This window comes from Calidithermus terrae (genome assembly GCF_003574345.1).
In the GTDB taxonomy this organism is placed as follows: Bacteria; Deinococcota; Deinococci; order Deinococcales; family Thermaceae; genus Calidithermus; species Calidithermus chliarophilus.
This window is the reverse complement of the sequence record NZ_QXDL01000374.1, coordinates 1-1,977: the sequence shown is the minus strand read 5'-3', so window position 1 is coordinate 1,977 and position 1,977 is coordinate 1. Positions and strand designations below refer to the sequence as shown.

The window sequence follows — 1,977 nt, the reverse complement described above, 5'->3', positions numbered from 1 at the left end:
GCCGCCGGCCCCGGCGGCATGCCCGTCTGCGCCACCCCGCCCACCCCCTCCCGCGTGAGCCGCGGATCCACGGCCGGGGCGGGCAGCACGGCATGAGCACCTGTCCCCTGGGAAGTGGGGCTGTAGTTGGCCTGTGGGGCGGTCACAACCCCAGCGGATGATTGATCCCGAAGGGCGTTCGGCGTTCGGCTATCGGCTATTAGCTATCGGCTACAACCCCACCAACGCTTAACCTTCGCCCTCATCCCGCCGAATCTCATGGGGAAGGTGACCTGGCCTACAGCAGCAGGCCTGCAGTGCCCTACCTTGCAGGCGTGACGCCTAACTCGCTCGCGCAGTACCTGCGGGGTCTCATCCAGCACAGGCTCAAGCTCTCGGTGATGCTGTGGGGGCCGCCGGGGGTGGGGAAGTCGAGCATCGCGGCGCAGACGGCGCGGGCGCACGGGCTCGAGTTCATCGACCTGAGGCTGTCGCAGCTCGCGCCCACCGATTTGCGGGGGCTGCCGGTGCCGGAGGGAGGCGTCTCGCGCTGGTTCCCGCCGGAGTTCTTGCCGAGGGAAGGGGAGGGGGTGCTCTTCCTCGACGAGCTCAACATGGCCCCGCCCACCCTGCAGGGCATCGCCCAGCAGCTCATCCTCGACCGCAAGGTGGGGTCGTACGAGCTGCCCGAGGGGTGGTACGTGTGGGCGGCGGGCAACCGCAAGGAGGACCGGGCGGCCGTCTTCGACATGCCCGCGCCGCTGGCGAACCGCTTTTTGCACCTCGAGGTCGAGCCCGATTTCGAGAGCTTCAAGGCCTACGCCTTCGCGAGCGGCCTGCACGAGCGCATCCTGGCCTTCTTGGCTTTCCGCCCGGGGCTGCTGCACCACCCCGACCCCAAGAGCCCGGCCTGGCCGAGCCCGCGGAGCTGGGAGATGGCCTCGCACCTGCTCAAGGCGGGCCTGGACGTCGCGCCGGTGGTGGGGCGGGGGGCGGCGGCGGAGTTCGCGGCCTTCGAGCAGGTCTACGCGGTGCTGCCCGAGCTCACCGACGTCCTCGAGGGCCGCACCGGCAAGGCCTTCCCCGAGGAGCCCTCGGCCCGCTACGCGCTCACCCTGGGCCTGACCCTGCGGGCCGAGACGGCGCAGCAGGCCCTGCACGCCTTCCGCTGGATGGTGGAGGTGGCCCCGCCCGAGTGGGTGCAGCTCTTCGCCTGCGACCTCTTCACCCGCCTGCGCCTGCGCGGGCAGTTGGGCGAGCTGGCGCAGTTGCGCAAGGCCGAGCCGCGGCTGGAGGAGTTCCTGGGCCGCTTCCGCGAGCTGGTGTTCTGATGGACGCGCTCGCCGAGGCCGCCCGGGCCAGCACCCCGCCCTCCCGCCTGGCCCGCCTGGCGAGCCACCGGCGGGCGGAGGTGCGGCGGGCGGTGGCGGCCAACCCCAACGCCCCCACGGCGGTGCTGCTGCGGCTGGCGGTGCACTTCCCCGAGGAGCTGCTGCACAACCCGGTCCTCGACCTGCTGCTGCTGGAGAACCCCAACCTGCTGGCCGAGGCGCGCCCGGAGAGCCGCAACCGCCTGCTGGGCAGCCCGGCCTGCTGGCCCGAGTTCGTGCGCTGGGCCCTCAAGCACGGCGACGAGGACGCGCTGTTGGCGCTGTGCCGCAACCCGCGGCTGCCGCGGGAGGCGCTCGAGGCCCTGCAAAACCACCCGGCCGAGAAGGTGCGGCAGGCGGCGCGGCTGCACGTCGGCCTTCCCGGGGAGCCGGCGGCGGAAGGGGCGCTGCTCGAGGCCCCTACCGAGGCCGACAGCGGCCAGCTCTTCGACGCGCTGGCGCTGGGCTTGGTGCCGCCGTGGCTGCTGGGGCGCGTGGCCCAGGCCCCCGACTACGCCCTGCGGCAGGCGGTGGCCGCCCACCCCCAGGCCCCGCCCGAGACCCTGGCCCGGCTGCTGCTCGACGAGGCCGAGGAGGTGCGCCGGGCCGCGGCCGAGAACCCCCACGC

General features: G+C 73.3%; 1 protein-coding gene and 1 pseudogene. Both read left to right on the top strand.

The window, feature by feature from the left end; translation table 11 throughout:
- The first annotated feature begins 314 nt into the window (after positions 1–314).
- Entirely contained in the window at positions 315–1,310 is a 996-nt protein-coding gene (locus tag Mterra_RS20845; RefSeq protein WP_119316825.1) for an AAA family ATPase, read from the top strand.
- Positions 1,310–1,977: pseudogene (locus Mterra_RS20840) on the top strand (hypothetical protein); the annotation flags it as partial. The gene Mterra_RS20845 and the pseudogene Mterra_RS20840, both read left to right, overlap by 1 nt.